The sequence below is a fragment of the Vibrio sp. 10N.247.311.14 genome (assembly GCF_041467715.1).
GTDB classification, from domain to species: Bacteria; Pseudomonadota; Gammaproteobacteria; order Enterobacterales; family Vibrionaceae; genus Vibrio; species Vibrio crassostreae_C.
This window is the reverse complement of the sequence record NZ_JBFSVE010000029.1, coordinates 40,092-65,156: the sequence shown is the minus strand read 5'-3', so window position 1 is coordinate 65,156 and position 25,065 is coordinate 40,092. Positions and strand designations below refer to the sequence as shown.

General features: G+C 44.8%; 22 protein-coding genes. 8 read left to right on the top strand and 14 right to left on the bottom strand.

The window, feature by feature from the left end:
• Positions 1-133: 133 nt before the first annotated feature.
• Complete coding sequence (locus AB6F11_RS12450) at positions 134-3,496, bottom strand: helix-turn-helix domain-containing protein (protein WP_240698142.1); 3,363 nt, start codon at positions 3,494-3,496, stop codon at positions 134-136.
• A gap of 269 nt (positions 3,497-3,765) precedes the next feature.
• On the bottom strand, positions 3,766-4,656 hold the full coding sequence (gene znuA, locus AB6F11_RS12445) for a zinc ABC transporter substrate-binding protein ZnuA (RefSeq protein WP_017067380.1): 891 nt from the start codon (positions 4,654-4,656) through the stop codon (positions 3,766-3,768).
• Positions 4,657-4,739: 83 nt separating this feature from the next.
• Between znuA and znuC the strand changes: the two genes are divergently transcribed.
• Both znuC and znuB read left to right on the top strand, forming a co-directional pair.
• The gene (znuC, locus tag AB6F11_RS12440) at positions 4,740-5,519 is read left to right on the top strand and encodes a zinc ABC transporter ATP-binding protein ZnuC (RefSeq protein ID WP_017061943.1); all 780 of its coding nucleotides are present in this window, start codon (positions 4,740-4,742) and stop codon (positions 5,517-5,519) included.
• Positions 5,519-6,304, top strand: a complete 786-nt coding sequence (znuB, locus tag AB6F11_RS12435) for a zinc ABC transporter permease subunit ZnuB (RefSeq protein ID WP_017061944.1) — start codon at positions 5,519-5,521, stop codon at positions 6,302-6,304. Before znuC ends, znuB begins: the two co-directional genes overlap by 1 nt.
• 114 nt (positions 6,305-6,418) lie before the next feature.
• Here the strand turns inward: znuB and sucD are convergent, their stop codons facing one another.
• The 8 genes from sucD to sdhC form a co-directional block, all read right to left on the bottom strand.
• Positions 6,419-7,291 (bottom strand): succinate--CoA ligase subunit alpha, encoded by an 873-nt coding sequence (gene sucD / locus AB6F11_RS12430; protein ID WP_102393259.1) that lies wholly within the window; start codon positions 7,289-7,291, stop codon positions 6,419-6,421.
• Positions 7,291-8,457: an ADP-forming succinate--CoA ligase subunit beta gene (gene sucC / locus AB6F11_RS12425; protein ID WP_102393258.1), complete on the bottom strand. Its 1,167-nt coding sequence runs from the start codon at positions 8,455-8,457 to the stop codon at positions 7,291-7,293. Before sucC ends, sucD begins: the two co-directional genes overlap by 1 nt.
• A gap of 206 nt (positions 8,458-8,663) precedes the next feature.
• On the bottom strand, positions 8,664-9,872 hold the full coding sequence (gene odhB / locus AB6F11_RS12420; RefSeq protein WP_017056410.1) for a 2-oxoglutarate dehydrogenase complex dihydrolipoyllysine-residue succinyltransferase: 1,209 nt from the start codon (positions 9,870-9,872) through the stop codon (positions 8,664-8,666).
• Positions 9,873-9,893: 21 nt separating this feature from the next.
• Positions 9,894-12,710 carry a 2-oxoglutarate dehydrogenase E1 component gene (sucA, locus tag AB6F11_RS12415; protein ID WP_017061946.1) on the bottom strand — a complete coding sequence of 939 codons (2,817 nt, stop codon included), beginning with the start codon at positions 12,708-12,710 and terminating at the stop codon, positions 9,894-9,896.
• Between the two features lie 97 nt (positions 12,711-12,807).
• The gene (locus tag AB6F11_RS12410) at positions 12,808-13,521 is read right to left on the bottom strand and encodes a succinate dehydrogenase iron-sulfur subunit (protein ID WP_010436773.1); all 714 of its coding nucleotides are present in this window, start codon (positions 13,519-13,521) and stop codon (positions 12,808-12,810) included.
• Positions 13,522-13,533: 12 nt separating this feature from the next.
• Positions 13,534-15,300 carry a succinate dehydrogenase flavoprotein subunit gene (gene sdhA, locus AB6F11_RS12405; protein ID WP_050647360.1) on the bottom strand — a complete coding sequence of 589 codons (1,767 nt, stop codon included), beginning with the start codon at positions 15,298-15,300 and terminating at the stop codon, positions 13,534-13,536.
• Complete coding sequence (gene sdhD, locus AB6F11_RS12400) at positions 15,301-15,648, bottom strand: succinate dehydrogenase, hydrophobic membrane anchor protein (protein WP_010436768.1); 348 nt, start codon at positions 15,646-15,648, stop codon at positions 15,301-15,303.
• The gene (gene sdhC, locus AB6F11_RS12395) at positions 15,642-16,034 is read right to left on the bottom strand and encodes a succinate dehydrogenase cytochrome b556 subunit (protein WP_017061948.1); all 393 of its coding nucleotides are present in this window, start codon (positions 16,032-16,034) and stop codon (positions 15,642-15,644) included. The genes sdhD and sdhC overlap by 7 nt, the downstream gene beginning before the upstream one ends.
• A gap of 417 nt (positions 16,035-16,451) precedes the next feature.
• Here sdhC and AB6F11_RS12390 point away from each other — a divergent pair, with 417 nt between their 5' ends.
• Complete coding sequence (locus AB6F11_RS12390) at positions 16,452-17,741, top strand: citrate synthase (protein WP_017061949.1); 1,290 nt, start codon at positions 16,452-16,454, stop codon at positions 17,739-17,741.
• Between the two features lie 248 nt (positions 17,742-17,989).
• Here the strand turns inward: AB6F11_RS12390 and AB6F11_RS12385 are convergent, their stop codons facing one another.
• Positions 17,990-18,748 (bottom strand): Nif3-like dinuclear metal center hexameric protein, encoded by a 759-nt coding sequence (locus AB6F11_RS12385; protein ID WP_102393257.1) that lies wholly within the window; start codon positions 18,746-18,748, stop codon positions 17,990-17,992.
• Positions 18,749-18,838: 90 nt separating this feature from the next.
• Between AB6F11_RS12385 and AB6F11_RS12380 the strand changes: the two genes are divergently transcribed.
• Positions 18,839-19,597, top strand: a complete 759-nt coding sequence (locus tag AB6F11_RS12380) for a DUF1853 family protein (RefSeq protein WP_102393256.1) — start codon at positions 18,839-18,841, stop codon at positions 19,595-19,597.
• Between the two features lie 122 nt (positions 19,598-19,719).
• Here the strand turns inward: AB6F11_RS12380 and pgm are convergent, their stop codons facing one another.
• The gene (gene pgm / locus AB6F11_RS12375) at positions 19,720-21,366 is read right to left on the bottom strand and encodes a phosphoglucomutase (alpha-D-glucose-1,6-bisphosphate-dependent) (RefSeq protein ID WP_017067383.1); all 1,647 of its coding nucleotides are present in this window, start codon (positions 21,364-21,366) and stop codon (positions 19,720-19,722) included.
• A gap of 92 nt (positions 21,367-21,458) precedes the next feature.
• Positions 21,459-21,998, bottom strand: a complete 540-nt coding sequence (seqA, locus tag AB6F11_RS12370; RefSeq protein ID WP_017061953.1) for a replication initiation negative regulator SeqA — start codon at positions 21,996-21,998, stop codon at positions 21,459-21,461.
• Between the two features lie 93 nt (positions 21,999-22,091).
• Here seqA and AB6F11_RS12365 point away from each other — a divergent pair, with 93 nt between their 5' ends.
• From AB6F11_RS12365 to fldA, 3 genes are all read left to right on the top strand, one after another.
• Entirely contained in the window at positions 22,092-22,853 is a 762-nt protein-coding gene (locus tag AB6F11_RS12365; RefSeq protein ID WP_017061954.1) for an alpha/beta fold hydrolase, read from the top strand.
• Between the two features lie 108 nt (positions 22,854-22,961).
• Positions 22,962-23,180: a DUF2788 domain-containing protein gene (locus tag AB6F11_RS12360; RefSeq protein WP_004737900.1), complete on the top strand. Its 219-nt coding sequence runs from the start codon at positions 22,962-22,964 to the stop codon at positions 23,178-23,180.
• A gap of 58 nt (positions 23,181-23,238) precedes the next feature.
• Positions 23,239-23,772 (top strand): flavodoxin FldA, encoded by a 534-nt coding sequence (gene fldA / locus AB6F11_RS12355; protein WP_010436745.1) that lies wholly within the window; start codon positions 23,239-23,241, stop codon positions 23,770-23,772.
• Positions 23,773-23,868: 96 nt separating this feature from the next.
• On the opposite strand, the gene AB6F11_RS12350 is transcribed toward fldA, so the two are convergent.
• Positions 23,869-24,375: a DUF4442 domain-containing protein gene (locus AB6F11_RS12350; protein WP_102393255.1), complete on the bottom strand. Its 507-nt coding sequence runs from the start codon at positions 24,373-24,375 to the stop codon at positions 23,869-23,871.
• A gap of 207 nt (positions 24,376-24,582) precedes the next feature.
• On the opposite strand from AB6F11_RS12350, the gene fcrX reads away from it, so the two are divergent.
• Complete coding sequence (gene fcrX / locus AB6F11_RS12345) at positions 24,583-25,029, top strand: ferric iron uptake transcriptional regulator FcrX (RefSeq protein ID WP_017061956.1); 447 nt, start codon at positions 24,583-24,585, stop codon at positions 25,027-25,029.
• Positions 25,030-25,065 lie beyond the last annotated feature (36 nt).

The window sequence follows — 25,065 nt, the reverse complement described above, 5'->3', positions numbered from 1 at the left end:
CTCGTATCTCGTATCTCGTATCTCGTATCTCGTATCTCGTATCTCGTATCTCGTAGAAGCATAAAAAAGCCCCAACACGAATGTCGAGGCTAAAGTATCTTTATTTATGTTCTAGCTGAGTATCCGCTGCGTGCTACTCTTCGTTGTTTTCAGCAAACTTAGATGGTGACATGCCAAAGTGGTGCTTAAACCTTTGACTGAAATAGGAAGGGTCATTGAACCCCGAATCAAACGCCACATCAGAGATCTTCTCTCCAGCGAGTAAGCGCTCACACGCATGCTCTAGACGTACTTCATTCAAGTGCTCTTTGAAGGTCTTGTTGTAAGCCGATTTAAAGCGTCTCTGTAAGCTTCTCTCAGACATAAACAAATACTTAGCGGCAGTTGCAGTACTGAACTCGGCATCAGCGTAGTTTTCACTCACAAGCTGCGACACTCTGTTCTTCCACTCTTGTTCCGCTGTCAGTTTTTGTTGCTCTGGTGTTGAGGCGGCAAGCTTAATGGTTTCAATCTGTTCAATTGTGCTGGCTTCAAGATTGTCGAGTACTTGATACTCAATTGGCCACGAAAGCTGAACCTTATTTTGAGACTCCGAAACAAAGGCATTAAGCTCACCACCGCTCTGATTCATCAATAGCGGCAGCTTTTCGATGTTAAGGTCGGTCGACTTTCCGGTATTGTCACCCATGCTTGATGCCAGTTTAGGGAAAGGCATCCCATGATCTCGAATGGTCACAACAAGATGCTCCTTAACCTCTTCAACCAGAACCACCATACTCTGCGACTTAAAGTTTCTCTTGATGATGCTCGCAACCAAGCTATTGAAGATAATATCGAGATTAAAATACAGCAACGAGACATATCGTTGTTTTGTTTCGACTTTAATATCCAGTTCAATACCGGCTTTGGTTAAGTCATCCTGCCAAGCTTTGAGTACCACCTCTAAGATTAAAATTATATCGTAACAAACTTGCCCTTCTCCTTGAGGCGTATTACTCAATTGAGCTAAGCCATTTTTCAAGGTTAGAATCGGCGACTTCCCGAGCTCGTCATTCCAATTCGGGAGCATCGCAGCAATATGATTCACTTCAGAAGAGAGTTCATTGGCAGTGTGAGACACAAGCGCATTCTTCACGGATAGCTGCTTTTTAAGCTGTTGATTAGTGGCGAGTAATATCCGGCTTTGGTGCCTCAATTGGTCTGTCTTCAGTGCAACTTGCGCTTTTAAGTGCCGGTTGGCAAAAGTGACATAACGCGAACGCCAAAAGACTAAGATAGTCACAACGCCAATCAGTAATATCAGAGAGCTTGCTGCAGCCCAATTGGTCAGATACCAAGGCTCCGCAATCGAGAAGCTTTGATTGGTTGACACAAAGCGATAATGGGAGTCTTTAACCGGCTTCACTTCAAGTGTGTAATCCCCTGGAAGAAGATGATCGAGCGTTAACAAGCCCCCTTCAAACTCACTCCAAGGTTCATCGTCGCTCAGTCGGTATTCCATCGCAGGTGCGAACGTTGCTGGTAAGATACCTAGCTTAAACCCCATCGATGAACCATAAGGAATCTCATCCAGCTCTGCCGTTTTCCCGCCAAGTGATACCGTTTGTTGGTCGACACTTATCTTACTCAACAAGGCACGGCTATGAGGTGTAGTTGATACCAGTAACTCGTTAGATAACGCGCTGACTACACCATACTTTGAGCCGAAAACAAGCCTCGAAGGTTGGCTATCTTGACTGTAAAAAAGAGCACACGCTCCTGCCACCAGTTCATTGGTGATCAAACCAAATGGCGAACCTATGTGTTTATGCAGTTGCCCATCCAATCCGTAATAACTGATGCCTTTCGAAGAGCCTAACCAAACACCATTGTCATCGCTTATCAGGCAGTTGGGGCTAATATTGTCTTCAACAAGAGTGATTTCTTGAATAATAGAGCTGTCATCCGGGATTCGATACACGCCATAACTGCTCGCAAACCACTGCGCTCCATCCTTCGCTTTTTCAATATCGACGACTTTGCCAAACCGTTCGCTGGAACGACTAAAGCTAATTCGTTTATCAATGAACGAGTAGAAGCCATGATCCGTTCCTATATAGATGCGACCTAGCAAGCCTACATTGAGAGCGGTGATCTTCGCAGGCAAGAACTTGTCGACTAACCAGTCAGTGCCATAACTCGTCAGTTTCATGGTTTCGATAGATAGCGAATAGAGGTTTTGCCCAGAGGTCATCCAAAGAACGTTATCGGCTTGAAGCGCAAGGTTTTCAACACGCACTCCCTCAATTGGCCTTGGTAAATCAAGGGCTTCGGGTTGTAGTGTTTCCGTATTTAGACTGATGATACCTTGTTCGGTCGCCAACCAAATGGAAGAGCCAAAGATCTCAAAATCATTAACAGGGTTAGAGTAAACACGAATTGGGTTCTCTTCACTTTCAGAATCAACCAAGTAGAGCCCCATTGAAGACGCGACCCAAGATAACTGGTCACTGACAGGCAGTACTTTATTGATCACCACACTACTCGAATGCATGCCCATTCCAGTTAGGGGTGTTCTCGAGAAGGTTTTGCTGAACAGTGAGAAGTATCGGATACCGTTGTTTGTCGCAACCCACATACCACCAGCATGATCGTTTATCAACGAATATATTTTCTCACCCGGTAACGAGAAGTCTTGACTAGCGGCTTGTTCGAATCGAGTAATTTGTCCCGTAATAAAGTTGTAGCTAATAAGGCCGTGCTCTGTACCAATCCAATACTGGTCCGAAGTTTCGGCCAACGAGAGAACATGCGACCCTTTAACGATGGTCTCTTTGTCTGGGTTCGCGAGATCAACAATCACAGCACCATTTAAAGTACCGATCACTAACTCACGTCGAGCATTCGAAAAATAAACCGTCTCAATATGGTTTTTGTCTGATGCGGTGACATGGGTAAACTCTTGATTCTCTGAAAGGTAAACGCCAGAACTGGTCGCTAGCACCCACTTTGATAGTACCCACTCAGCGTCGTTAATCGCAATGTCACTGCTGTTATTGTATCGGTACAGTTTAAGTAGAGAGTAGGTGTTGAATTCTAAAGATTGAGTGTTGTAAGTATAAAAATTACTGCCATCAGTAACCCAAATATAATCGCCTGATGCACCGATATTCGCTATTTCAGCGCCGGGACTTAGGCTAAACGCCAATTCGTTGCCAATTCCAGGGTTATGTCGATAGACCTCATTGTCGAAAAATGTCCAAAACTCATCGTTCAGAAAGGCGACTCTTTCCGAAGAAAATTGCAGTAAGCTTCCCTTGCGAGGGAATAGAGTTCGACCATCGTAAAAGAGTACTTTTCCATGCACATCATGAACCCAGAGCCCACCTCCGGCACCTAAATACAAGTTTTTAGCCGCAAGGAAATTCCCTTGCGCTTGAACGGGCAAAGGATAGAAAACGGAGGGCGAGGTATTTACCGCTAGAACGCTAAATGAAATGCTCATTAACATGAACATTTTGAAGATAATTCGATACAACTCTTAATCCTGAACAGCAACAACACATGAAATTTTGGGTACCACAACGTCTTATCGTTGCTAAACCAAAAACTGAGTTTTTTTGTGCTTATTATTATCTTTCCATTTTAGCGGAAATTAGAAAAGGAGAAAGGAGGTTTGTTATTTGTTAGGAGGTTTTATCTTAGCGGTCACGAAAATGCCGCAAAAAGCGGCATGATTCATAAATTAACGAGAGCAAAGTAGAGTAAAGAATACTCGTTTATGACTTACTTCTCGTCTAAACAACTTGTATAGCTATCTGTAAGTTGCTGAAGAAAATCGAAATAGCTTCCACTCTTCACTTCAACTGTTGAACCGATAGGGTCAAGCTGACCTTGTTTTGCGTTACTTCCGCGCGTCACTGATTCAATCACAGCAGGAGTGAATTGAGGCTCAGAAAACACACATTGAACGTTTTCACGTACTATCGTTTTCTTAATAGCGATCAGGCTTTTTGCACCCGGCTTACGCTCTGGGCTCACCGTAAAGTGACCTAAGTTATTTAGCTCAAACTCTTGCTCAAAGTAACCATACGCGTCATGAAAAACGTAGTAACCTTTGTCTTTCACGGGTGCAAGTTGCTCTCGAATAGACTGTTGCTTCTCTTTCAATGCAATCAGGAATGAATCGAGATTCTCTTGGTACGCCATTGCGTTGTCTGGATCAGATTCAATCAACTTAGCTGAGATGTATTTTGCAGCTACTTCAACTTGCTCGATACCTAACCAAAAATGCGGGTCATGGCTACCGTGGTGGTGCCCTTCATGTGCATCGTGGTCATGCTCTTCGTGTCCGAACTCTCGCAAGTTGATTCCGGGAATATCACTGATCTTGATAACATTTTCTTTTGAACCAATCACCTTAGTCAGAAAGGCTTCTAGGTCAGGGCCGAACCAGATGACCATATCGGCACTATGAACTTTTTTGACATCCGATGGCTTAAGCGCATAATCATGCGGCGAAGCATTGCTGTTCATCAACACATCCGGCTCACTAACGCCTTGCGTTAATTCTGTCACAATCATTTGAATTGGTTTAAAGCTTGTTAGAATAGTATTGGCACTTGCGACACTTGGCGCTAAAAGCAAAGTAGCAAGTATAAAAGATGAACGTGACATAATCCCTCGATAATAGAAAAGTAGCTTAGGCTTGAGGTAAATGTTACATTATAACATTAGCGAATTGCAAATGAGTTCTATTCATGGATAACTTAATCCAACTAGATTCTGTGAGCGTCGAATTTGACGGTCGAAAAGTTCTAGACAACATCTCTCTAAATTTAGAGCGCGGCAGAATCACCACCCTGATTGGGCCAAACGGTGCAGGAAAGTCGACATTAGTAAAAGTGGTACTGGGTTTACAGACCAAATTTTCAGGCACAATAACAAAAGCTAAAAAACTGAAAATTGGCTATGTACCACAAAAATTAAAGCTCAATGATTCCCTACCGCTCAACGTAGAGCGTTTTCTAAAACTCACTGGCAATTTCAGTCAGCAAGAGATCCTTGAAGCATTGAAGCTCGTTGGTGCTGAACATCTGCAGAAGAGTAACATGCACCAGCTATCTGGCGGAGAAAACCAACGTGTGCTCATTGCTCGTTCATTGCTAAGAAGACCAGATCTACTGGTTCTCGATGAACCGGCTCAAGGCGTCGACGTTCAAGGGCAAATAGACCTGTATGACTTGATTGACACCATTCGCCACCGCTTTGGTTGTGCCGTATTTATGGTTTCACACGATCTGCATTTAGTGATGGCAAAAACAGACGATGTTATCTGTTTACACCACCACATCTGTTGCTCAGGCGCACCTGCAGACATCAAACACCATCCTTCGTATATTGCGCTCTTTGGCACCGCGACCCAAGAGACGCTAGCGTTTTATCATCACCAACACGAACATCACCATCATGATCTCGCAGGCCAGCCTGTCGAAGGCGACGTGCATGAATGTTCAAACCATAAACACGGACACCACTAATGCTTGAGTTTCTTCTTCCCTCTATTTTGGCGGGTTTGGGTATTGCACTAATTGCAGGCCCACTAGGTTCATTCGTGGTGTGGCGTAAGATGGCTTACTTTGGTGACACGCTTGCTCACGCTTCTTTGATGGGCTTAGCACTTGGCTTTCTGTTCAACATTAACTTGTATTTCGCGCTGCTGATTTGTTGTTTGATGCTGGCCGTGTTGCTAGTGACTTTACAAAAACAAAAGCTGGTCGCGACCGATACCCTACTCGGTATTTTGGCGCACAGTGCGCTATCACTTGGTTTGGTTGCTGTCAGTTTCTTAGATAACGTTCGTGTTGACCTAATGAGCTACCTATTTGGTGACTTGCTGGCAGTATCTCCAACGGATTTAGTGTTCATCTATGCGGGTGCTGCTGTGATTGGATTAGTACTTGCTATCTTTTGGCGACCACTACTATCAACGACGGTTAACGAAGATCTCGCGGCGGTTGATGGCATCAACATTGATTTAATGCGTCTGATTCTGATGCTATTGGTCGGTATCGTGATTGCTGTCGGTATGAAGTTTGTTGGTGCGTTAATCATGACATCGCTACTGATTATTCCTGCAGCAACGGCAAGGAAGTTCTCGAGCACACCTGAGCAGATGGCCTTCCTTGCATCAATTATTGGCTCTATCGCTGTATTCGGTGGATTAAGCTTGTCTTGGTTCTATGATACGCCTGCTGGCCCGTCTGTGGTTATCAGTGCGGCAGCAATGTTTATGCTATCTCAAATGGTTAGAAGTCGAGCTTAGCACTTAGCAGTACGATCTCGTATCTCGAAAACATAAAAAAAGGCTTGGTCAGTGACCAAGCCTTTTTAATATCGTTTCAATTAACTTCTATCTCAATCGATAAAAGCCAGCTGATTACCAACCCGTGATTTCACGTAGGCCTTTACCGATGTCAGCAAGAGACTTAACAGTCTTAACGCCTGCTGCTTCTAGTGCTGCGAATTTATCTTCAGCAGTACCTTTACCGCCAGAGATGATTGCGCCTGCGTGGCCCATACGCTTGCCCGGAGGAGCAGTAACACCAGCGATGTAAGATACAACTGGCTTAGTTACGTTTGCTTTGATGAACTCAGCCGCTTCTTCTTCCGCAGTACCACCGATTTCACCAATCATTACGATTGCTTCAGTTTCTGGGTCTTCTTGGAAAAGTTTTAGGATATCAATGAAGTTTGAACCTGGGATAGGGTCACCACCGATACCAACACATGTAGACTGACCAAAGCCTTCATCTGTTGTTTGCTTAACTGCTTCGTACGTCAGAGTACCGCTGCGAGATACGATGCCTACTTTACCCTTCTTGTGGATGTGACCAGGCATGATACCAATCTTACACTCGTCTGGAGTGATAAGACCTGGACAGTTAGGACCGATCATGCGAGCGCCAGTTTCTTCTAGCTTCACTTTAACGTCGATCATATCTGTTGTAGGGATACCTTCAGTGATCGTTACGATCAGTTCGATACCTGCATCAATCGCTTCTAGGATTGCATCTTTACAGAAAGGAGCTGGTACGTAGATAACTGTTGCTGTTGCGCCAGTTACTTCTACCGCTTCACGTACTGTGTTGAATACTGGAAGGCCTAGGTGAGTTTGACCACCTTTACCAGGTGAAACACCACCAACCATTTGCGTACCGTATGCGATAGCTTGGTCTGAGTGGAATGTACCTTGACCGCCAGTGAAACCCTGACAGATTACTTTAGTGTCTTTGTTAATTAATACAGACATTATTTAGCCTCCGCAGCAGCAACAACTTTCTGAGCAGCATCTGTTAGAGATTCAGCTGCAATGATATCAACATCAGAATTAGCAAGTACTTCGCGACCTAGGTCTGCGTTTGTACCTTCTAGACGAACAACTACAGGAACTGTTACGCCGACTTCTTTAACTGCACCGATAATACCTTCAGCGATCATGTCACAACGAACGATGCCACCGAAAATGTTTACGAGTACTGCTTTAACATTGTCATCAGAAAGGATGATCTTGAATGCTTCAGCTACACGCTCTTTAGTCGCGCCGCCGCCTACATCAAGGAAGTTTGCTGGCTTGCCGCCGTGTAGGTTTACGATATCCATCGTACCCATCGCAAGGCCTGCACCGTTAACCATACAGCCAACGTTGCCATCTAGTGCTACGTAGTTCAGTTCCCACTGTGCTGCGTGTGCTTCGCGCTCATCTTCTTGAGATGGATCGTGCATTTCACGAAGTTTTGTCTGACGGTACATCGCGTTTGAGTCGATGTTGATCTTACCGTCTAGACAAAGCAGGTTGCCTTCGCCAGTAATTACAAGCGGGTTGATTTCTAGTAGAGCTAGGTCGTACTGAGAGAACATTTTGCCAAGACCCATGAAGATCTTAACGAACTGTTTGATTTGATCGCCAACTAGACCAAGTTTGAACGCAAGTTCACGGCCTTGGTAAGCTTGAGGGCCTACTAGAGGATCGATCGCTGATTGGTGAATCAACTCTGGAGTTTCTTCAGCGATTTTCTCAATGTCCACACCGCCTTCAGTTGACGCCATGAATACAATTTTACGCGTTGCGCGGTCAACAACAGCACCTAGGTAAAGTTCGTTAGCAATGTTTGATGCTTCTTCAACTAGGATCTTTGTTACAGGCTGACCATTAGCGTCTGTTTGGTAAGTCACTAGGTTTTTACCTAGCCACTTTTGTGCAAACTCTTTAACGCCTTCTTTGGTGTCATGTAGCTCTACGCCGCCCGCTTTACCGCGGCCACCAGCATGTACTTGACACTTAACGACTTTCTTGGCTGTACTGATACGACCTGCAGCTTCGAAAGCTTCTTGTGCAGTATCACATGCGAAACCTTCTGGTACAGGCAAACCGAATTCTGCAAACAGCTGTTTGGCTTGGTATTCATGCAAATTCATTTTGATATTCCGTTTATTTTCCCTTAAGGGATTATTATTTCCATAACGACACAGTTTCCTGTGTTACGTCTGTAGGGTCTTCTCAAAACAACTGCTGTCCATTTTCTAATGGCTTTACAGTTCAATTGAAGGCCAGACGTTGAGCAGCCTAGCCTTTGAAACTTTTTACGTCTAGCTAACGGGGTTAACTAGACGTTTTAGCGATACTAAACGTCTAATAGCAGACGTGCAGGATCTTCTAGAAGCTCTTTGATGGTCACTAGGAAGCCAACTGATTCACGGCCATCGATTAGACGGTGATCGTAAGAAAGCGCTAGGTACATCATTGGTAGAATCTCTACCTTGCCATCAACAGCCATTGGACGGTCTTGGATTTTGTGCATACCCAAAATTGCCGCTTGAGGTGGGTTGATGATTGGCGTAGACATTAGAGAACCAAATACACCACCGTTTGTGATAGTGAAGTTACCACCCATCAGTTCATCAACCGTTAGCTTGCCGTCACGGCCTTTGATTGCTAGCTCTTTGATGCCTTTTTCGATATCAGCGAAACCTAGTGTGTCACAGTCTTTAAGTACTGGAGTCACTAGACCACGTGGCGTAGATACCGCCATGCTGATGTCGAAGTAGTTGTGGTAAACGATATCTGTACCATCAATAGAAGCGTTCACTTCTGGGAAACGTTTTAGCGCTTCTGTTACTGCTTTCACGTAGAAAGACATGAAGCCAAGACGCGTGTCGTGACGCTTCTCGAATTGGTCTTTGTACTGCTTACGAAGGTCCATGATTGGCTTCATGTTCACTTCGTTGAAAGTAGTCAGCATTGCTGTGCTGTTTTTCGCTTCTAGAAGACGGTTTGCAACTGTCTTACGCAGGCGAGTCATAGGCACGCGTTTTTGGCTGCGAGCCGCTGCTGGCGCTTCAACTGCTGGTGCAGATGCTGCTGCCGGAGCCGCTTTCGCTGCTGCTAGGTGTGCGTCGATGTCTTCACGAGTAATACGACCACCAACACCAGTGCCTTTAACGTCAGCTGGTTGTAGGTTGTGCTCAGCAAGCAGGCGACGAACAGCTGGGCTTAGTGCGTCGTTGTTCTCTTCTGTTAGCGCAGCTTTATGGCGCTTATCAGGAGATGCTTCTGTATCTTCAGTGGTGTCTTTCGTTGGTTCACCAGCGACAGCACCCGGCTTGATTTTAGCCAAAAGCTGCTTAGAAAGTACCGTAGCACCCTCTTCTTCGATGATAGCTTCCAGAACACCCGCTTCAGGAGCCGGTACTTCTAGAACTACTTTATCTGTTTCGATATCTACAATGACTTCATCACGTGCAACCGCTTCGCCCGGTTTTTTGTGCCAAGTAGCAACTGTTGCATCAGCCACAGATTCAGGTAAATCTGGAACCAGAATTTCAATTGTCATGTGCGTATTTTCCTTTTACTTCTAGTTCTTAAGTAGGGTCAAAGCGTCGTCAACTAACGCTTTTTGTTGTTTCAAGTGTACTGACATATAGCCAACAGCTGGTGATGCTGATGCAGGACGACCTGCGTATTGAATATCAGCACCTACTGGGATAGCAGCTCGGAAATTATGTTGGCTACTGTACCAAGCACCTTGGTTTTGTGGCTCTTCTTGACACCAAACGTAATCGACTACATTTGTGTACTGTGCGATGGCAGCTCTCACGTCCTCATAAGGGAACGGGTAAAGTTGCTCAATACGTACAATAGCGACATCGTCTTGCTCGTTCTTACGTCTTTGGTCAAGCAGGTCAAAGTAAACCTTACCTGAACAGAACACGACGCGTTTTACGTTCTCAGGAGCCAGATCATCAATTTCTGCGATAGCTGGTTGGAACGTGCCTTCTGCCAAATCTTCAAGAGAAGAAGTACACAGAGGGTGACGAAGCAATGACTTAGGTGACATTACAATCAGTGGACGACGCATTGGTCGAACAACCTGACGGCGAATCATGTGGTAAACCTGAGCTGGTGTTGAAGGAACAACAACCTGCATGTTTTGTTCAGCACATAACTGAAGGTAACGCTCAAGACGTGCAGAAGAGTGCTCCGGGCCTTGGCCTTCATAACCGTGAGGAAGCAGCATAGTTAGACCACATAGACGTGCCCACTTTTGCTCACCTGATGAAATGAATTGGTCGATAACAACTTGTGCACCGTTTGCGAAGTCACCAAATTGAGCTTCCCAAAGGGTTAGACCGCTTGGCTCTGCTGTCGCGTAACCATACTCAAATGCGAGTACCGCTTCTTCAGATAACACAGAGTCAAACACTTGGAATGGCCCTTGTTTATCATGAATGTTCGCAAGAGGAACATACGTGCTTGCATCTGATTGATTGTGCAGTACTGAGTGACGGTGGAAGAACGTACCACGACCTGAATCTTGGCCTGAGATACGAATACGCTTACCGTCGTCAACAAGTGTTGCGTATGCCAGAGTTTCAGCCATACCCCAATCGACTTGTTTCTCACCATTCACCATGGCAGTACGATCGTTGTACAGTTTATTTACTCGGCTTTGCAACTTGTGGCTGTCCGGGTATTGACAAAGTTTGGTACCAAGCTCTTTCAGGCGCTCGATATCAATCTTGTTATCCCACTCGATGTTCCAGTCGTGACCTAGGTAAGGAGACCAGTCTACTGAGTGAAGTGCCATTGGACGCCACTCTTTAACCACAACTTCACCGTGATCAAGTGCATCACGATATTCGTTAACTAGCTGAGTTGCTGTATCAATACCAAACTCACCGCGCTCCATTAGCACGTCAGCGTAAAGCTTACGTGGTGTTGGGTGCTTCTTGATTTTTTGGTACATCAAAGGCTGTGTTGCATTCGGCTCATCGGCTTCATTGTGACCGTGGCGACGGTAACAAACCAAATCAATAACAACATCACGCTTAAACGTATTACGGTAATCCAATGCAAGACGCGCAACAAACGCAACCGCTTCTGGATCATCAGAGTTAACGTGGAAAATCGGAGCCTGAACCATCTTCGCGATATCGGTACAGTACATCGTAGAGCGTGTATCGCGAGGGTTAGACGTTGTAAAACCAACTTGGTTGTTTACAACGATACGAACCGTACCACCTACACAGAAACCACGAGCTTGAGACATGTTAAACGTCTCTTGTACTACACCCTGACCAGCGATAGCTGAGTCACCGTGGATAGTAATTGGAAGTACACGGCTACCATCATTATCACCAAGGCGATCTTGACGTGCACGTACTGAACCGATAACTACCGGGTTTACGATTTCTAAGTGAGATGGGTTAAATGCTAGTGCTAAGTGAACGTTGCCGCCTGGCGTTGCGAAGTCCGCAGAGAAGCCTTGGTGGTATTTCACATCACCAGTACCCCACGTGTCATCGTGCTTGCCCGCAAACTCGTCAAACAGGTCTTGTGGCTTTTTACCAAGCACGTTGACCAACATGTTTAGACGACCACGGTGAGCCATACCAACAACAACTTCACGCATGCCTTGTCCGCCAGCATGACGAATAATTTCTTTCGTCATTGGGATAAGAGCATCACCACCTTCCAACGAGAAGCGTTTTGCGCCTGGGAATTTCGCACCAAGATAGCGCTCAAGACCTTCAGCAGCAGTTAGCTCTTCTAGGAAAGCTTGCTTTTCTTCTTTGTTGAAAGAGGGTTGACCAGATACAGACTCTAAACGTTGTTGGATCCAACGCTTTTGCTCTGTATTTGTCATGTGCATGTATTCAGCACCAATAGAGCCACAATACGTTTGCTTTAGAGATTTGTAGAGATCTTTAAGCACCATCGTCTCTTGGCCAATGGCGTAAGAGCCGACGTTGAACGTCTCATTGAGGTCATCTTCGGTAAGAGTGTGGAAAGAAGGGTCCAGTTCATCAACTGTCGCTCTTTTCCATAAACCTAGGGGGTCTAGATTTGCTGCTTGATGCCCTCGGAATCGATAGGCATTAATAAGTTGCAGAACCTTTACTTGTTTCGCATCGACATCTGGATCACTAACTTGGACACTGTAATGCTTTGTTTCTTGAGCGAGTCGACGGAAGTATTCACGAACACGAGAGTGTGGTTGTTCCACTGTCTCTGAAGCTTGCACAGGCAGTTCTTCAAAAACACTTCTCCATTCGTCACTTACCGAATCTGGGTCACTTAGATACAGTTCATAGAGTTCTTCTACGTACGTTGCATTGGCGCCAGCCAAGTGTGAAGACTCGAGCCATGCCTTCATCACGCCGTTGTGCATATTTTCCCTTAACCAGTAGTTTTCACGTTTGCTGCGGTCTATGCCGAGCTATTAAAAGGCCGCCCCAAAACTTCTAGGGCGGCAATTTTTATATAACTTAAACCGAACGATTCACTAGCATGGTCTTGATGTGACCAATAGCTTTCGTCGGATTTAATCCCTTAGGACAAACACTTACACAATTCATGATGCCATGGCAACGAAAAACGCTAAATGCATCATCAAGATCGGACAAACGTTCGTCTGTCGCTGTATCTCGGCTATCAATTAGCCAACGGTACGCTGCAAGCAGGCCTGCTGGTCCGATGAATTTGTCAGGGTTCCACCAGAATGATGGGCATGACGTTGTACAACATGCACACATGATACATTCGTACAATCCATCTAAATGAGCACGCTCATCAGGGCTTTGTAAGTTTTCACGAGCCGGTGGCACATTGCCATCAGACACTAAGAATGGCTTCACTTTTTCGTAGTTATCGTAGAACTGAGTCATGTCTACAATCAGGTCACGAACAACGGGTAAGCCAGGCAGTGGGCGAATCACAATCTTGTCTTGGCCCGAAAGCGCAGACAATGGCGTGATACACGCTAGGCCATTTTTACCGTTCATGTTCAAACCATCCGAGCCACATACACCTTCACGGCATGAGCGACGGAATGAGATTGTTGGATCTTGCTCTTTCAACAGAATAAGCGCATCCAAAAGCATCATGTCTGAACCTTCATCCACTTCTAGAGTGTATTCCTTCATATAAGGTTTCTGGTCGACATCTGGATTGTAACGATATAAAGAGAAATTCAGTTTCATGGTCATATCTCCTTAGTACGTACGTGCTTTTGGTGGGAACGCTTCACGATGGATAGGTTCCATGTTTACACCACGCTTAGTCATGCTCTCTGACTCTGGGTTGTAAAGTGAGTGGCATAGCCATTGCTCATCATCACGGTCAGGGAAATCGAATCGAGCGTGTGCGCCACGGCTCTCTGTACGGAAATTTGCAGCAACAGCCGTTGCGAATGCCGTTTCCATCAAGTTTTCAAGCTCTAGACACTCGATACGTTGAGTGTTGAACTCTGTAGACTTATCAGATAGGTGTGCATTTTTCAGACGCTCGCGAATCGCTTTTAGCTCTTCTAGGCCTTCAGCCATTGCTTTGCCTTCACGGAATACTGAGAAGTTGTTCTGCATACATTGCTGAAGATCTTTACGGATTTGCGCTGGATCTTCGCCGTCTGTGCTGTTTTCCCAACGGTTGTAACGCTCTAGTGAACGCTCAATGTCAGCTTCAGTTGCAGGTTTCGCTTCGCCTTGCTTCTTCAGTGTCTCACCTAGGTGTAGACCTGTCGCACGACCAAATACCACCAAATCAAGCAGTGAGTTACCACCTAGACGGTTGGCACCATGTACTGATACTGATGCGATTTCACCACAAGCAAAGAGACCTTGGATTTCAACATCGCTGCCGTCTTCGGTTTGCTTAATAGCTTGACCAGAAACTTGTGTTGGAACACCACCCATCATGTAGTGACATGTCGGGATTACTGGGATTGGCTCTTTCACTGGATCAACGTGAGCAAAGGTACGAGAAAGTTCACATACACCAGGAAGACGAGATTCAAGCGTCTCTTTACCTAAGTGATCAAGCTTAAGCTTAATATGTGGACCCCAAGGGCCATCGCAACCGCGACCTTCACGAATTTCAACCATCATTGAACGAGCAACAACATCACGACCCGCTAAGTCTTTAGCGTTTGGTGCGTAACGTTCCATGAAGCGTTCGCCGTCTTTATTGAGAAGGTAACCACCTTCACCACGACAACCTTCCGTTACCAATACACCTGCACCAGCGATACCCGTCGGGTGGAACTGCCACATTTCGATGTCTTGCATAGGAACGCCAGCACGAATCGCCATACCAACACCGTCACCAGTGTTAATGTGTGCATTGGTTGTTGATGCGTAGATACGACCAGCACCACCAGTCGCAAGGATTGTTGCCTTCGCTTTGAAGTAGCAAACCTCGCCCGTTTCCATACAAAGCGCGGTAGTACCTAAAATTGCACCATCTTCGTTTTTAACAAGATCCAGTGCATACCACTCAGAGAAAACCGTCGTTTTGTGTTTAATGTTTTGTTGGTAAAGCGTATGAAGCAGTGCGTGACCAGTACGGTCGGCTGCAGCTGCGGTACGAGCCGCTTGCTCACCACCAAAGTTTTTAGATTGACCACCGAAAGGACGCTGGTAAATAGTACCGTTCTCAAAACGAGAGAAAGGCAGGCCCATTTTTTCGAGTTCGATTACCGACTCAGGACCGTTTTTACACATGTATTCGATAGCGTCTTGGTCACCGATGTAATCAGAACCTTTTACTGTGTCATACATATGTTGTTCCCAATGGTCTTCATGCGCGTTACCAAGAGCAACAGTGATGCCGCCTTGCGCTGAAACCGTATGAGAACGAGTAGGGAAAACTTTAGAAAGCAATGCACAAGAAAGGCCTTGCTCAGAAATTTGCAGTGCGGCACGCATACCTGCACCACCAGCGCCGATCACTACGGCATCAAACTCACGAACAGGAATAGTCACTTACGCACCCCACAAAATAAACAGACCAGAGAAGAAATATCCAAGAAGAACTGCAACAACACCGACTTGAAGACCAACACGCAGTTTTGCGCATTTGATGTAGTCAGTTAGTACTTGCCATAGGCCGATCCACGCGTGAACCAAAACAGAAGTAAGCGCTAACATGGTGAAGACTTTAGTGAAGGTTCCACCAAAGAATTGCGTCCAAGATGCGTAAGAGATATCACCAGAGAAAGCACAAAAGCTAACTAGGTAGATAGTGTAAAGCGTCATAATGATGGCAGTAGCACGAATCAATAGATAATCGTGGACACCATTACGACCAAAAGTAGAAACGTTGTTTACCATACTAAGATCCCCGCTAGTAGAGACAATACCGCTGTTGCTGCGAATGCAACCTTAGCGCTCTTCGCGCCAGATTCCAGCTCTTCAAAGTGACCAAGGTCCATAAGAAGGTGACGAATACCACCAGCAATGTGGTAAGCCAAAGCGGTTAAAATGCCCCACAGAATAAACTTCACGAAGAAACCATCGACAATGTCGCTAGCTTCGGCAAAGCCTACTGGGGATGAGAGGGAAATGGATAGTAACCAAAGCAAAATTCCAATCGCGACAAAAGTTATCACCCCAGACACACGGTGTAGGATGGAAGCTATTGCTGTGATTGGAAAGTGGATGGTCTGTAAATCTAAATTAACAGGTCTTGTCTTTCTTTCTTTCACGGGCTTGCTCACTCAGCTCCATTGAGCATTATGGTCATTAAATAACCTTATGATATTGTTATGGACAAAATTTGATTGTAAACCTTCAAAATTTAACATTAACTTAACAAATAACTGAAGTTGAGCCTTAGATAATTGTAAAATAATTGTTAACTGCTCGATTAAGAAAGACACCTCACATTTCTTCTTAGCCTTGCATTTATAAGGTTTTAACCAAACTTTTCAGCGTCACTATACGACTGGCAACATTCTAATACAATTGATGTAACAAATAATGCTACACAGACCAGATTTTTAACGAATTTAATGTAAAAAACACTAACAAGTGCACACAAAGCTTCAGAAAAATTGACTTTCCCACGTAAGACCAGTAAAAAAATGGCACATAAACATCCTGGACGGATTAAATAATAAACAAAGGAGATTGTTATGGCGGATAAGAAAGCTACCCTTCACATTGAAGGTCAAGCGCCAATCGAGCTGCCGATTACAGAAGGTGTACTTGGTACTCCAGTGATCGATGTTCGTACACTAGGTTCTAATGGTTTTTTCACTTTTGACCCTGGTTTTCTTGCCACTGCATCCTGTGAGTCTCAAATCACTTTTATTGACGGTGGAAAAGGCATTCTTTTACATCGTGGTTATCCAATCGACCAACTTGCCAATAACGCTGATTACTTAGAAGTATGTTACATACTTCTTTACGGTGAAGCCCCATCTCGAGCTGAGTACGAAAAGTTCAAGACTACCGTGACACGTCACACTATGGTGCACGAGCAAATCGCTAGTTTCTTCCACGGCTTCCGTCGTGACGCTCACCCTATGGCTGTAATGTGTGGTGTTGTAGGCGCTCTAGCGGCGTTCTACCACGACTCACTTGATGTCAACAACGATACACACCGTGAAATTGCGGCATACCGCCTGATTTCAAAAATGCCAACACTGGCTGCAATGTGTTACAAATATTCAATCGGTCAGCCGTTTATCTACCCACGTAACGACCTAGGCTACGCAGAAAACTTCTTACACATGATGTTTGCAAACCCATGTGAAGAGTATGAAGTGAACCCTATCGTTGCTCGTGCAATGGATAAGATTTTCACTCTACATGCTGACCACGAACAGAACGCTTCTACGTCTACAGTGCGTCTTGCTGGTTCATCTGGTGCTAACCCGTTTGCGTGTATCGCAGCAGGTATCGCATCACTTTGGGGCCCAGCTCACGGCGGTGCAAACGAAGCTTGTCTGCGCATGCTTGAAGAGATCGGTAGCGTAGATAACATTGAAGAATACGTTGCGAAAGCAAAAGACAAAGATGACCCATTCCGTTTGATGGGCTTCGGTCACCGTGTTTACAAGAACTACGACCCACGTGCAACAGTAATGCGCGAAGCGTGTCACGAAGTGCTTAAAGAGCTAAACATCCAAGATCCATTACTAGACGTGGCGATGGAACTTGAGCGTATCGCTCTTTCTGATGAGTACTTTGTTTCTAAGAAGCTATACCCGAACGTAGATTTCTACTCAGGTATCATTCTGAAAGCAATCGGTATTCCAGTATCTATGTTTACAGTAATCTTCGCGATGTCTCGTACCATCGGTTGGATTGCTCACTGGAACGAAATGCACAGCGATCCGACGAACCGTATCGGTCGTCCTCGTCAGCTATATACTGGTGAAGAACAACGTGACTTTAAAGCACTTCACGAACGTGAATAGTTGCTATAAATCATAATGTTAAAAGGGGTTGATGTGAGAACATCAACCCCTTTTCTTTTGTACGCTCTCAACCCCGTCATCCTCAAGAATGCGAAGTGAACGAATAAAATAATATCGTCATCCCCAAGAACGAGGGACGAATGAGTTGGGGATCTCCTTAAGCGAGCAGATAAACTATACAGGTTACCTGCTCAATTCTAGAGAACGACGCATACACTCGACTCGTACCCCTTATCTCGTATCTGCTCTTAAACTGGGTTATCGATATCAATAAACTCAACATCCAAGCCATGTTCTTCCGCTAACCATTCACCTAACGCTTTTACACCGTATCGCTCAGTCGCGTGGTGGCCAGCAGCAAAATAATGAATGTCTTGCTCGCGTGCTGAGTAAGTAGTGCGCTCAGAAATTTCACCAGAAATAAAAGCATCAATGCCTTGAGAAGCCGCTAGCTCAATGTAGTCTTGACCACCACCAGTACACCAACCGACGGTCGTTATCATTTTGTCTTGATTTTCTGGAGCGATATGCAGTGGTTTGCGATTTAGCACTTGATCGATTTTTGCTGCAAATTCAGCACCGGTCATCGGTGTCTTTAATCTACCAAACATAGCAACCGATTGTGGGTGCCCTTCCAAGCCACCTTCTACTTCAATATCAAGCAGTTCAGCGAGTTTGGCGTTGTTACCAAGTTCAGGATGGATATCGAGAGGTAAGTGATAACCCAAAAGGTTAATGTCATTCTTTATCAGAGTGCGAATGCGTTTGCCCTTCATGCCACGAATTGCCTCTGACTCACCTTTCCAAAAAAAACCGTGATGAACCAACAAAGCGTCTGCGTTCAGTTCTACCGCTTTATCAATCAAGGCTTGAGAAGCTGTTACACCAGTAACGATTCGCTTCACTTCTGTCGCGCCTTCAACTTGAAGACCATTAGGACAGTAATCTTTAATCTGCTGTGGCTGCAGTTTTTCGTTAAGTAGCTTTTCTAATTGTAAGTTAATCATTTTTCTTTCCAGCTTACCTTTATAATAACGTCGTTATATCAATTTACGGGTAGAATGTCGAAAGCCCCACGATGAGTTTATGAGGAAGAGATGACAGCACTGCAACGTTTTTACCAATGGGTCATCGACTCACCGCCATTACTAGAAATCAAGCCACCGGTTTCGGATCTCAGTGCATTCTCTAGCAACCATGCCATCGACTCATCACATACTTATGAGGGTAATCCTAGATTAGGTTTCCTCTACCAATATCTATGCGAGCAAGTGATCGCTGCCTCACCGAATTACTCGATAAAGCACGACGAGATTCAGATCAATGTGGAAGGCAGAACTCTCGGTGCAATCGACTTTATTCTTAAAGAGGAGAGCAGCCAAAAGCTGGAACATTGGGAAGTGGCGATTAAGTTTTATCTGCTCCACGAACAAACATGGTTTGGACCCAACTCTCACGACCAATTGGATAAGAAACTCGACAGGATGCTCAGCCACCAACTCGAAATGTCCTCTTCTGCCGCCTTTGTTGAGCAATATCCAGAAATCGATGTCGACTCAAAACACTTACTGATGCAAGGTCGTCTATATACCAACCCTTTCTTAGAGCAAAACATACCGACAAAATGCTTGGGCTATGACATTAATTCAAGCCAAGTAAACGGCTTTTGGTGCTATCAAGATCAGGCTCATTTAATCAGTGAACCACTGTATCCACTCACCAAAGAGCAATGGGCAGCAGGGACGGATGATTTCAGCAGTCAGCCGATCACCGAGTTCGGTGATCGCTTCGTCCATGGGCAAACAAAGTCGGGGCAATTCTGGTTTGTGATGCCACAAAGTTGGCCACACGGTTAGTCGTCTGAGCTAACTCAGTTACCTTTTCCCGCTTATACGTAACTAACACAAACAAAAAGGGTTGATGCTTTCACATCAACCCTTCTTCTATTTACTTAGCAACTCTAGTAATCGAGATTCGATTATAGGCCAGCGGCTGCAAATACTTGGTTAACAATCTCTTGAGCTTCTGCTTCGATTGCTTTCAGGTGCTCTTCACCCTTAAAGCTTTCACAGTAGATCTTGTAGATGTCTTCAGTGCCTGATGGACGCGCAGCAAACCAGCCGTTCTCAGTTGTCACTTTCAAGCCACCAATCGCAGCACCGTTACCTGGAGCGTGTGTTAAGCGTGCAGTAATTGCATCACCAGCCAACGTCTCAGCAGAAACCATCTCTGGAGATAGTTTCTTCAGCACGTCTTTCTGTGCACCATTTGCTACCGCTTGAATACGGTTGTACTTAGATTCACCGTGTTTAGCGGCAAGTTCTTCGTAGTATTCTTGTGGGTTCTTACCTGTCACTGCTGTGATCTCAGCCGCAAGCAAGCAAAGAATCAGGCCGTCTTTATCTGTTGACCAAGGCGTACCGTCTTTACGTAGGAAAGAAGCACCTGCGCTCTCTTCGCCACCAAAACCAAACTGGCCGTTGTATAAGCCATCAACGAACCATTTGAAACCAACTGGCACTTCACAAAGTTCGCGACCTAAGTCAGAAACTACGCGATCGATTAATGCACTTGATACTAGTGTCTTACCAACAGCAACGTCTTTACCCCAACCTTCACGGTTACGGTATAGGTAATCAATACAAACCGCTAAGAAGTGGTTTGGATTCATCAAACCTTTAGGTGTCACGATACCGTGGCGATCGTAATCTGGGTCGTTACCAAATGCTAGAGCGTACTCGTCTTTAAGCGCCAGTAAGCCTGCCATTGCGTATGGAGAAGAACAGTCCATACGAACTACGCCATCTTTATCTAGAGACATGAATTGGAATGAAGGGTCAACCGCTTCACTTACCAGAGTAAGATCTAGATTGTACGCTTTACCAATTTGACGCCAGTAATCAATACCGCTGCCACCCAGTGGATCAACACCAATCTTGATGTTTGCTTTCTGGATCGCTTCCATATCCACGACGTTAACCAAATCAGCGACGTATGGCGCGACTAGGTCAACTTCTTTTACTAGCTCAGACTGTTTAGCCTGTGCGATAGGCGTACGCTTAACACCTTGCATTTGCTCAGCAATGATCACGTTCGCACGGTCTTCAATCGCTTGAGTCAGTTCAGCTTCAGCTGGGCCACCGTGTGTCGGGTTGTATTTAATACCGCCGTCTTGAGGTGGGTTATGTGAAGGCGTGATAACAATGCCGTCGGCTTTTTTGTCATTCACTAGGTTGTGCGTAAGAATCGCGTGCGAGATACCAGGTGTTGGAGTAAAGCCGTTGTTTTCTTGAATAATAACTTCAACACCGTTCGCTACAAGCACTTCGATAACCGTAGAGAACGCAGGCTCAGATAGAGCGTGAGTATCTTTACCTAAGAAAAGAGGGCCAGTTGTACCTTGCTCGGCACGAACTTCAGCAACCGCTTGTGCAATTGCTAGAATGTGGTTTTCGTTAAATGTTGATCTGTCTGCTGTACCGCGGTGACCTGAAGTACCGAAAAGTACTTTATGATCTGGGTTCGTAGCATCCGGTTGCTGTAAGAAATAGTTAGCAACTAAAGCCGGGATATTATGAAGATCTTCCTGCTGAGCTTTCTGCCCAGCACGAGGGTGCATAGCCATTTTTCGACATCCTTATATATAAAATTTTAAAACAAAAAAACCTCATAATATCTTCTTATCCATGGATATTATGAGGTTTAAATCAGATTTCGTTAAATTGAACCTGTTACTTTTTCTATCAATTCTGCTTGGAAATTCATGCGGCTCATAAGCTGCTCAACCATCTGTCTTTTTCGGCTTGTATTGTTATTAGTAATAACCCAAAAAGGACTTTGTGGAATAGCTTTAGGCTTAGTCGTGTTGCCGTTTGCTAGCAACGTCGCTTCGTTATCTGCAAAGTAAACGCGCTTACGGCCTTTTACTTGAGTTGCTTCTGAAAAGCTTAAAGGGTCGATTTTATGCAGTGTTGATAACACAAGCATGAAACGATCAATGGCTTTCTTTAGTGATGCAAACTCATCTGATATTAGTAGTGAGCGCATTTCTTTAACGCCATCGAACTTCTCTGGAGTAAAGCCTACCTCTTTGCTAACAACGATACCTTTTGGCTCAACGATCTCTTCGATCGGAGCCATGCCTTGGCTATCAACCTGTAACAAGCGGCGCAGAATATCTGAAGCGCTTTCGCCAATACGTTCTGTCTGACCCGCAATAAAACGGTATAGGTCCTCATCAACCTCAATTGTTTTCATTCGCTTTTCACAATCTCAATGTTTAAACTCTGGGGGATTATAGCGAGATCCGCGCGGATACTCTACGTCAAACCCACCATGAATAAGATAAAAATGTCAGTACAGCTCAACTATAAAATTGAAGGTGAGGGTCACACCATTGTTTTGATCCATGGATTATTCGGTAATCTGGACAACCTTGGCTTGCTCGCTAGGGATCTAAAAGCCGATCATCAGGTACTTAGTATCGATCTCCGCAACCACGGTCAATCCTTCCATAGTGACACTCATAACTATCAAGCGATGGCACAAGACGTGGCTCAACTGCTGCATGATCTTAAGTCAGAAGACGTCACTGTGATTGGTCACTCGATGGGTGGCAAAGTAGCGATGGCACTGACACAACATCTTGCGCTGCATAAATTGATTGTCTTGGATATGGCTCCGGTCGCGTACACTCAGAGTCGCCACGACAACGTATTCGCAGGCCTGCAAGCCGTGATAGAAGAAGAGCCGACTTCACGCTCAGATGCACTCAAGGTTCTCGCAAAACATATCGAGATCGATGGCGTTCGCCAGTTTTTAACCAAATCTTTGTTCAAAACAGAGCAAGGCATCATGGAATGGCGCTTCAATGTTGCTTCGTTATTGAGCAACTACCCACATATTATTGGTTGGGAACCGATCGAGAAAACCTCGGTCAAAACCTTGCTCATTAAAGGTGGGGATTCAGATTACCTCACCGCAGAACATCAAGCAGCCGTTCAGCAGCAATTTTCTAACGCAAAAGCGCATGTCATTGCCAACACAGGTCACTGGCTGCATGCTGAAAAACCAGCAGAAGTACTTAGAGCAATTAGAAAATTCATCGCTTAACTGCGCTTTTTCGTGCAGATAAATGAGAGCTGTGTAATTACTGCAGATTAACTTTATCTCACAACAGTGATATAGTGCGCCCAAGCAAAATTGGTATATAAGGTTCCCATGCTTTACGACTACATGAACATCATCGAATCTGTTGGTTTAGATCTCCTGTTTGCCGCGATTTTCTTTTTAATCGGTATGGCAATTAAGGACGTTCTCAAGCAGGGAAATGTTCCTCCATTTGGTCGTCGCATCGTATGGTTAGTACTTTTCCTTGGCTGTGCGGGTTTTATCGCCAAAGGGATAATCCAACTAAGCTGGGAAGGAACTGGGATCTAACGATTCTCTTCCGAACTTTATTACACCGACAACAGACAAAATGAAAGGTAATGATTCTATGGCAAGTGTAGGTCTCTTCTTTGGTAGCGATACAGGTAACACTGAAGCTGTTGCTAAGATGATTCAAAAGCAATTGAGCAAACAGCTCGTTCACGTTCAAGACATTGCAAAAAGCAGCAAAGAAGATATCGATAACTTCGATCTACTGCTGCTTGGTATCCCTACGTGGTACTACGGCGAAGCACAATGTGATTGGGATGACTTTTTCCCAGAGCTAGAAGCTATTGATTTCTCAACTAAGCTTGTTGCTATCTTTGGTTGTGGCGACCAAGAAGATTACGCAGAATACTTCTGTGATGCTATGGGTACTATCCGTGACATCGTTGAAGCGAAAGGCGGTACTATCCTCGGTCACACATCAACTGAAGGCTACGAATTCGAAGCATCGAAAGGTTTAGTTGAAGGCGATGACAGCCAATTCGTTGGTCTATGTATCGATGAAGACCGTCAACCTGAGCTAACTGATGAGCGCGTATCTAACTGGGTTAAACAAATCCACGAAGAGATGTGCCTAGCAGAGCTAGAAGACTAATTCTCTAGTGGTTGTTAATTGTTACAGTTAATAACCATTATGTAGATATGAAAAAACCTCCTTATAGGAGGTTTTTTGCTATTTAAAATCTATTAATTAGCACTCAGCCTCTAATGCTTCATCATCATCTCTAAATTGCGGCTTCTTTCTTACATAGAGGGTGCGTTGAATTTCTGAAACCACATTACCCTGCTTATCTTTCACGTGAATAATAAATTCGGGGAAACACTTTTCACCGAGTTGCGTCTGACGATAGATATCGTCAAGCTGCCCTTGCCTTATCTCAAAATCTGCATACAAGTCCGATTGCCCCGGCTTGATGAAGTTAATGCTCGCTTCTTTATCCCAAACATAATATCGTTCACCTAAAATTCCCATTAACATCAATGAGTAAACGGGATCGGTAAGAGAAAAGATACTGCCGCCATATTGAGTACGATTGGCGTTCTTATTCCACCAGCGTAGCTTAAGTACTGTCTTAACAACCCTAAAGTCAGTGCTAATGTGGGCTATTCGAATACCCGCTCCCCAAAAGGGAGGCCAAATATTAAGAGCAAATTTTACAGTGTTGGGTTTATATATTTTTGCGAGTTGCTTATTCATAACAACATTCCATGTTCATATCAGAAACACCGTCACCTTGACTGGTCGTACCTCCACTATAAGTGAGATACTTCCAATTTACAAAACAGATTGTGATGTCAGTAAGTAACCCTTTGAAGTTCGTGGTTTATTGTTATGCCTGACTAAACTATAATGGTATTAATATTGAATTCTGTTAATTGCTGCAGATCATCAACAGGAAAGTATATGTCAGACAATAATCAAGCGCTAAAAGATGCAGGTCTTAAAGTGACCCTTCCACGGCTCAAAATTTTAGAAGTATTACAACAGCCAGACTGCCAACATATTAGTGCTGAAGATTTATATAAGAAGCTGATCGACCTAGGTGAAGAAATCGGTCTTGCAACCGTTTATCGAGTACTTAACCAATTCGATGACGCTGGCATTGTAACTCGTCACCACTTCGAAGGCGGCAAGTCTGTATTTGAACTTTCTACACAGCACCACCACGACCACCTTGTATGTTTAGATTGTGGCGAAGTGATCGAATTCTCTGATGACATCATCGAAGAAAGACAGAAAGAGATTGCTCAGCGTTACAACGTGCAACTAACAAACCACAGTTTGTACTTGTACGGCAAAAGCATTAACGGAGATTGCAAAGGCAATCCAGACGCGCATAAAGCGAAGTAGTAATACAGAACGCTGGCTTAGGCCGGCGTTTTTTAT

Coding starts and splice junctions, on each gene's coding strand:
- AB6F11_RS12450 (WP_240698142.1), bottom strand. CDS start 3,496: ATGTTCATGTTAATGAGCATTTCATTTAGCGTTCTAGCGGTAAATACC.
- znuA (WP_017067380.1), bottom strand. CDS start 4,656: ATGTCACGTTCATCTTTTATACTTGCTACTTTGCTTTTAGCGCCAAGT.
- znuC (WP_017061943.1), top strand. CDS start 4,740: ATGGATAACTTAATCCAACTAGATTCTGTGAGCGTCGAATTTGACGGT.
- znuB (WP_017061944.1), top strand. CDS start 5,519: ATGCTTGAGTTTCTTCTTCCCTCTATTTTGGCGGGTTTGGGTATTGCA.
- sucD (WP_102393259.1), bottom strand. CDS start 7,291: ATGTCTGTATTAATTAACAAAGACACTAAAGTAATCTGTCAGGGTTTC.
- sucC (WP_102393258.1), bottom strand. CDS start 8,457: ATGAATTTGCATGAATACCAAGCCAAACAGCTGTTTGCAGAATTCGGT.
- odhB (WP_017056410.1), bottom strand. CDS start 9,872: ATGACAATTGAAATTCTGGTTCCAGATTTACCTGAATCTGTGGCTGAT.
- sucA (WP_017061946.1), bottom strand. CDS start 12,710: ATGCACAACGGCGTGATGAAGGCATGGCTCGAGTCTTCACACTTGGCT.
- AB6F11_RS12410 (WP_010436773.1), bottom strand. CDS start 13,521: ATGAAACTGAATTTCTCTTTATATCGTTACAATCCAGATGTCGACCAG.
- sdhD (WP_010436768.1), bottom strand. CDS start 15,648: ATGGTAAACAACGTTTCTACTTTTGGTCGTAATGGTGTCCACGATTAT.
- AB6F11_RS12390 (WP_017061949.1), top strand. CDS start 16,452: ATGGCGGATAAGAAAGCTACCCTTCACATTGAAGGTCAAGCGCCAATC.
- AB6F11_RS12385 (WP_102393257.1), bottom strand. CDS start 18,748: ATGATTAACTTACAATTAGAAAAGCTACTTAACGAAAAACTGCAGCCA.
- AB6F11_RS12380 (WP_102393256.1), top strand. CDS start 18,839: ATGACAGCACTGCAACGTTTTTACCAATGGGTCATCGACTCACCGCCA.
- pgm (WP_017067383.1), bottom strand. CDS start 21,366: ATGGCTATGCACCCTCGTGCTGGGCAGAAAGCTCAGCAGGAAGATCTT.
- seqA (WP_017061953.1), bottom strand. CDS start 21,998: ATGAAAACAATTGAGGTTGATGAGGACCTATACCGTTTTATTGCGGGT.
- AB6F11_RS12365 (WP_017061954.1), top strand. CDS start 22,092: ATGTCAGTACAGCTCAACTATAAAATTGAAGGTGAGGGTCACACCATT.
- AB6F11_RS12360 (WP_004737900.1), top strand. CDS start 22,962: ATGCTTTACGACTACATGAACATCATCGAATCTGTTGGTTTAGATCTC.
- fldA (WP_010436745.1), top strand. CDS start 23,239: ATGGCAAGTGTAGGTCTCTTCTTTGGTAGCGATACAGGTAACACTGAA.
- AB6F11_RS12350 (WP_102393255.1), bottom strand. CDS start 24,375: ATGAATAAGCAACTCGCAAAAATATATAAACCCAACACTGTAAAATTT.
- fcrX (WP_017061956.1), top strand. CDS start 24,583: ATGTCAGACAATAATCAAGCGCTAAAAGATGCAGGTCTTAAAGTGACC.